General features: G+C 70.8%; 5 protein-coding genes. 2 read left to right on the forward strand and 3 right to left on the reverse strand.

Annotated features, from left to right (window positions below):
• From BKE38_RS28010 to tpiA, 3 genes are all read right to left on the reverse strand, one after another.
• The coding region (locus BKE38_RS28010; protein ID WP_076960444.1) for a M10 family metallopeptidase at positions 1-1,110 on the reverse strand (1,110 nt) is incomplete at its 3' end.
• A 147-nt stretch (positions 1,111-1,257) separates the two neighbouring features.
• Positions 1,258-2,661, reverse strand: coding sequence for a dipeptidase (locus BKE38_RS28015; protein WP_076960445.1), 1,404 nt, complete (start codon positions 2,659-2,661; stop codon positions 1,258-1,260).
• Between the two features lie 288 nt (positions 2,662-2,949).
• The gene (gene tpiA / locus BKE38_RS28020) at positions 2,950-3,684 is read right to left on the reverse strand and encodes a triose-phosphate isomerase (RefSeq protein ID WP_076960446.1); all 735 of its coding nucleotides are present in this window, start codon (positions 3,682-3,684) and stop codon (positions 2,950-2,952) included.
• Between the two features lie 137 nt (positions 3,685-3,821).
• On the opposite strand from tpiA, the gene BKE38_RS28025 reads away from it, so the two are divergent.
• Positions 3,822-5,714: a peptidylprolyl isomerase gene (locus BKE38_RS28025; protein WP_076960447.1), complete on the forward strand. Its 1,893-nt coding sequence runs from the start codon at positions 3,822-3,824 to the stop codon at positions 5,712-5,714.
• The coding region (locus BKE38_RS28030; protein ID WP_207553706.1) for a chorismate-binding protein at positions 5,711-6,582 on the forward strand (872 nt) is incomplete at its 3' end. The genes BKE38_RS28025 and BKE38_RS28030, both read left to right, overlap by 4 nt.

Below are 6,582 nucleotides of genomic sequence, written 5' to 3' on the forward strand. Positions count from 1 at the left end.
CCCATAGGTCACCTCGGTCAGCGCCGCCGAGATCACCGCGGTGTCGAAGCCGCCCCGCCCGTCGAGAATGTTGAGCCCCGCCCCGCCCGACAGCCGGTTGTCGGCGTCGTTGCCGTTGATGGTGTCGTTGCCGCTGCCGCCAATGGCATTCTCGATCAGCGAGCGGGCATCCCCCTGGTACTGCAGCGCATTGTAGACATTGGCCTGGGCCAGGGCGTCCGGCCCGACCTCGGCGCGTTGCTCGCCGCCCAGCACCGTCCAGCCGCCCGGCGCCAGGTCGATCTGCAGGTTGCCGCTGTACTCGGAGAAGTCGTAGGTGTCGTCGCCGCCGCCATCCCAGATGGTCAGCAGCACGACATTCGCCATGGGCGCGCCCTGGCCGACATCGTTGATCGACATCTCCCCGGTCTGCGGATCGAAGCGATAGACGGTGTCGCCGGAATTGGTCCGGAAATTGGCGCCGTAGAGGTACTGCAACGCCGCGATGTCGTACATCATCAGCGACTGCGGATAGTGACCGTCGGTGACGGTGGTGCCGTCCTCGATGCTGCCCGCCGGATAGGCCCGGTAGGTCATGATCGAGAATTCCATGCTGTCGCGATCGGCGGTCAGCGGCAGGGTGCTGACGCCATAGATCTCATCGGGATTGCCGGCGTCGTGGCCATGCTTCAGGCCGAGGGAATGGCCGATCTCGTGCATCGCGTTGAAATAGGCGTAGCTGCCGCGCGGCGCCGTGGCGAAGAGTGCGTCATTGAACCAGATGTCGCCGGCAAAGCTGTCGGGGTCGAAGCGCGGCAGGTTGGCATGGGCCGAGCGCTCGCTGGTCAGCGTGCCGAAGGTCAGGGCGCTGTCGGTGCCGGGCGCCACCTCGCGGAAGGTCAGCGGCGTCACGGCCGAGTACTGCGACTGGAAGATCAGCCGGATGGCCGAGGCCAGTTCCGGCGTCACCGCGCCGAACTCGGCCAGGTCGATCTCGTCTTCCTCACCCGAATAGCCGCTGGCATCGGTCGGGAAGCTGAAGGTCAAGTCGGTCGCCTTCCAGCGCACCCCCCACAGCACCGCGTCGATGTTGCGGTCGCCGGTTCCCGGCACCCTGAATCCCAGGCTCATCGCATCCCCCCAAAGCTCAGCGCGCGCCTCCCCCGAGGCGCCCGCCAACCAAGCATCGGGGGCGCAACCGTGCAAATATGAAATGTCTCGAAAATTGAGCGATGCGTCGCGGCCGAGGAAGTAAATCCCCGGCCGCAACGCAGAAAATCAGCCCTTGGGCGCGGCCAGGCGGGCCATCAGCCGGGCATGGCTGCGGCTGCCGGCATGCAGGCAGGCCAGCTCGAACTTCTCGTTCGGGCTGTGCACCTGGTCGTCGTCCAGGCCGAAGCCCATCAGCAGGCTGTCGAGCCCCAGGATGCCCTTCAGGCTGGAGACCACCGGGATCGAGCCGCCGCCGCCCGCCAGCACCGCCTTCCGGCCGAACTCTTCCTCCAGCACCGCGGCCGCCGCCTGCACGACCAGCGAATCGGTCGGGATGGAGACGCCCGGCGCCAGGCCGAAGACCTGCAGCTCCAGCTTCGCATCGGCCGGCAGGCGGGACTGGACGAACTCCCGGATCCCCTCGACGATCCTGGCGGGATCCTGGCCCGGCACCAGGCGGCAGGACAGCTTGGCATGGCCCTCGCAGGCGATCACGGTCTTCGACCCCTCGCCCATGTAGCCGCCCCAGATGCCGTTGATATCGGCGGTGGGCCGCGCCCAGAGCCGTTCCGGCGCGCTGCGGCCGCGCTCGCCGCCCGGCACCGACAGCCCTTGCGCGCCCAGAAACGCCGCCTCGTCGAAGCCCAGCGCATCCCAGGCTGCGCGCTCGTTGCCGCCCGGCTCGATCACCCCGTCGTAGAAGTTCGGGATCCGGATACGGCCTTCCTCGTCATGCAGCTCGCCCAGGATGCGGGTCAGCAGGTTCAGCACGTTGCCGGCCGAGCCGCCGAACAGGCCCGAATGCAGGTCGCGGTCGCCCAGCTTCAAATCGATCTGCACATAGGCCATGCCGCGCAGGCTGACCGTCAGCGCCGGCACCCCGGGCGCCCACATGTTGGTGTCGCTGATCAGCGCGAGATCCGCCGACAGCGCCGCCTTCTCTTCCGCCAGCACGGCGTCGAGGTTGGCGCTGCCGATCTCCTCCTCCCCTTCGACCAGCACGGTGACCGGCAGCGGCGGGCCGCCGGCCACCTTGTGCCAGGCCCGCAGCGCCGCCAGCCAGGTCAGCACCTGGCCCTTGTCGTCCACCGCGCCGCGCGCCACCAGCCGCGGCCCGCGCGGCCCCTCGGTGACGACCGGCTCGAAAGGCGGGCTGGTCCACAGCGCCAGCGGCTCCGGCGGCTGCACGTCGTAATGGCCGTAGATCAGCACGCGCGGGGCATCGCCGCCCGTCCCCGGATGGCTGGCGATGACCACCGGATGCCCCGGCGTCTCGCGCAGGCGGGCGGCGAAGCCGATGGCCTCCAGCTCCTTCAGCAGCCAGCCGGCGGCGCTGCGGCAATCGGCGGCATGGGCAGGCTGGGCGCTGATGCTCGGAATGCGCAGCCATTCGATGAGGCTGGCCTCGGTCTCGGCCCGGGCGGAATCGAGCGCGGCGAGAACCTGCTCGAGGGTGTTGTTCGTCGTCATAAGGGAGAGTGTCAGGCCAGGAAGTCAGACAGGACAAGGTCGGGGGAATGAATTCCCCCGAACCCCCATCTTTTTTCTGATGACCGGCCGTTCGGGGACCAGCGCCTTCCCGGCACCACAGCCAGGGCATCACGGCGGGACGCCGTTTTCATAAAAAGCAGCGCGACCTCAAAGGTCGCGCTGCGCATTGGCCGTGGCGCGTACTGTTCCCACGTGGACATGGCAATCTGACAGAAAGAAGAAGGGGTCCAGGGGAATTCATTCCCCTGGCCTTTGTCTGCCTTCTATTCAGACTGCCTTCGCGATTGCGAGGAAGTCATCCGCCTTCAGGCTCGCCCCGCCGATGAGGCCTCCGTCGACATTGGGCAGTGCCAGGATGCCCGCCGCGTTGGAGGGCTTCATCGAGCCGCCGTAGAGGATGCGCAGACCCGCCCCTTCGGCGCCGAGCTCGGCGCGGATGCGGGCGTGCATGGCGGCGATGTCCTCCTCGGTCGGCGTGCGGCCGGTGCCGATGGCCCAGACCGGCTCGTAGGCGACCACGCCCCCGGCGGCGGCGAAGCCCTGGGGCAGGCTGCCCGCCAGCTGGGTGGCGACCACGCTCTCGGCCTGGCCGGACAGGCGCTCGGCCTCGCTCTCGCCGACGCAGACCACCGGGATCAGCTTGGCGGCCAGGGCGGCTTCGGCCTTGGCGCGGACGGTCGCATCCGTCTCGCCGTGGTCGGCGCGGCGTTCGGAATGGCCCAGGATGACGTAGCGGGCGCCGAGATCGGCCAGCATGGGCGCCGAGACGTCGCCGGTATGGGCGCCCTTCCCGGCCGCGTGGCAGTCCTGGGCGCCCAGCGCCACCTCGGTCTTCAGCAGGGCGCCGGCGACCGGGACCAGGTGGACGAAGGGCGGGCAGACCAGGAGGTCGGCCTTCTGCGGCGGCGCCGCGGCGACCGAGCGCGCCAGGTCGATGGCCTCGGCCAGCGTCCCGTTCATCTTCCAGTTTCCGGCGATCAGGGGGCGCACACCCGGGGTCATGGCTCGGCTCCTTCGGTTGGTCGCGGGTGCCGGCGGCGGGCCCGCTTCGGGCAAAAGGCGCTACAGGCCGTGGCGGCGTTTGGCAACCGGGCGGGTTTTGCCTATGGTCCCGCCCGCCTTCATTGCCGCGGAACACAATGCTCACTGCCCTGCGCCGTCTTGCCGGTACCTGGTTCGCCAAGGGCCTCTTCCTGCTCCTGGTCATGTCCTTCGCCATCTGGGGCATCGAGGACGTCGTCCGCAATTTCGGCAACGACACCGCCGTCGCCCGGGTGGGCGGCGAGCGGATCGAGCTGCCGGAGGCGCAGAACGCCGCCCGCCGCGAGGTGCAGCGCGTGCAGCGCCAGCTCGGCGGCAATTTCGAGATCAATGCCGAGATGTCCCGCGCCATCGCCCGCCAGGCGGTCGAGGGCATGGTGATGGACCGGGTGCAGCGGCAGGAGGCGACGCGCCTCGGCCTCGCCGTGCCGGAGGCGGCGGTGCGCGACTATGTCTTCGCCATTCCGGCCTTCCAGGGCCCGGACGGCCGCTTCAACCGGATGGCCTTTGACAGCTTCCTGCGCAACAACGGGCTGAGCGAGCCGGCCTTCCTCGGCCTGCTGAAGGCCGACCTGCTGCGCCAGCAGCTGGCCGGCGCGGTCCGCTCCGGCGCCGCCGGCCCCGACGCCCTGACCCGCCCGCTGCTGGCCTGGGAGCGCGAGCAGCGCGTGGCCGAGATCGTCAGCCTGCCCTTCCCGGCGGCGCCGGAGCCGGCCGCCCCGGACGAGGCGGCGCTGACCCGCTTCCACGAGAACAACCCGGACCGCTTCTCGGCCCCCGAGTTCCGCCATGTCGTGCTGGGCGTGCTGTCGCCCGACACGGTGATGGCCGATGTCCAGGTGACCGAGGCCGATCTGCGCGCCTATTATGAGGCGCATCTCGGCAATTACGAGAAGCAGGAGCGGCGGCGCATCGAGCAGGTGCTGATCGGCGACCGCGAGAAGGCGGTGGCGCTGGCCGCCCGCTGGCGCGAGGGCGCCGACTTCGCCGCCATGAAGACGGCCGCCGAGGCCGAGGGCGGCCAGGCGACCGAGCTCGGCGAGACCGATCGCGCCGGCCTGCCGCTGCCGGAGCTGGCCGAGGCTGCCTTCGCCCTGCCGCAGGGCGGGGTGAGCGAGCCGGTGCAGACCGCCTTCGGCTGGCACGTGGTGCATGTCAGCGCCATCGAGGCCGGCGAGACCCGCGGGTTTGACGCCGTCCGCGCCGAGGTCGAGACCGCCCTGAAGCGCGAGCGCGCGACCGACGTCGCCTTCGAGCGCGCCAACCAGGTCGAGGATGCGCTAGCCGCCGGCGGCAGCCTGGCCGAGGTCGCGCCGCGCTTCGGCCTGCAGGTCGCCGATGTCACCATCGACGCCAATGGCCGCGGCCGCGACGGCGCCTCGGTGGCCCTGCCGCTCTCCGGCCAGCCGCTGCAGATCGCGCTGCGCGCCGCCTTCGCCGCGCAGCAGGGCGAGATGCCGCGCCTCGCCGAGGCCGGCCAGGTCGCGCTCTTCGCCTTCGAGGTGAAGGAGATCGTCCCCGCCGCGCTGCGCCCCTTCGCCGAGGTGCGCGAGCAGGTGCAGGATGCCTGGATCGCCGCCGAGCGCCGCCGCCACCAGGAAGAGCGCGCCGCTGGCCTGATGGCCACGGTGAAGGACGGCAAGTCGCTGGCCGACGCCGCGCGCGAGGCCGGCCTGGTCGCCCGCCGCATCGGCCCGGTCACCCGCGACAGCCAGGACCCGACGGTGCCGCCAGAGCTGCTGGCGCCGCTCTTCGCGACGGCGCCGAATGCCACCACCATGGCGGAAGGCACGCTGGGCTTCACCGTCGCCCAGGTGACGCAGGTGATCCCCTTCGACCCGGCCTCCGACCCGCTGGCGCTGGGCCGCACCCGCAGCGCGGTGGAGCAGGCCATGCTGGCCGATCTGGAAAGCCAGTATCTCGACGCCCTGCGCTCCAGGGCCGAGATCACCGTCAACGAGCCCGTGCTGAACCAGGTGTCCAACCCGTGAGTGCTGCCGTCAGCCCCGATTTTACCGCCTTCGCGGCCGGCCTCGGGGCTGGCCAGGGCCAGGTGCTGTGGCGCGAGCGGGTGGCCGATCTGGACACGCCCGTCGGCGCCTATCTCAAGCTGGTGCAGGGCCAGCCCCAGGCCTTCCTGTTCGAAAGCGTCGAGGGCGGCGCCGCCCGCGGCCGCTATTCGGCGATCGGCCTTGCGCCGGACCTGATCTGGCGCAGCCGCGGCGAGGCGGCCGAGATCAACCGCCACGCCCTCTCCGCCCCGCATGCCTTCGCCGCGGAGGCGCAGGCCCCGCTGCAGAGCCTGGCCGCGCTGGTGGAAGAATGCCGCATGCCGCTGCCGGCCGGCCTGCCGCCGATCGGCGTCGGCCTGTTCGGCTATGTCGGCTACGACATGGTCCGGCACATGGAGAAGCTGCCGGCGCTGAAGCCCGACGTGCTGGGCATCCCGGATTCGGTGATGATGCGGCCGACCCTGGTCGCCGTCTTCGACCATGTCCGCGACACCCTGACGCTCTGCGCGCCCGTCTGGCCCGGCCAGGACGCGCAAGCTGCCTGGGATGCCGCCCAGGCGCGGCTGGACGAGGCCGAGGCTGCCCTCGACCGCCCGCTGCCCCGCCCGGCGCCGCCCGCGAACCTGCCCGCCCTGCCCGAGCCGTCGAGCAACTTCACCAGGCCCGACTTCCTGCAGGCGGTCGAGAAAGCCAAAGAATACATCCGCGCCGGCGACGTCTTCCAGGTCGTCCTCAGCCAGCGCTTCTCGGTGCCCTTCGGCCTGCCGCCCTTCGCGCTCTACCGCGCGCTGCGGCGGATCAACCCGGCGCCCTTCCTGTTCTTCTTCGACTTCGGCGGCTATGCGGC

This window comes from Teichococcus deserti, assembly GCF_001982615.1.
GTDB classification, from domain to species: Bacteria; Pseudomonadota; Alphaproteobacteria; order Acetobacterales; family Acetobacteraceae; genus Pseudoroseomonas; species Pseudoroseomonas deserti.

Coding starts and splice junctions, on each gene's coding strand:
- BKE38_RS28025 (WP_076960447.1), top strand. CDS start 3,822: ATGCTCACTGCCCTGCGCCGTCTTGCCGGTACCTGGTTCGCCAAGGGC.
- BKE38_RS28015 (WP_076960445.1), bottom strand. CDS start 2,661: ATGACGACGAACAACACCCTCGAGCAGGTTCTCGCCGCGCTCGATTCC.
- tpiA (WP_076960446.1), bottom strand. CDS start 3,684: ATGACCCCGGGTGTGCGCCCCCTGATCGCCGGAAACTGGAAGATGAAC.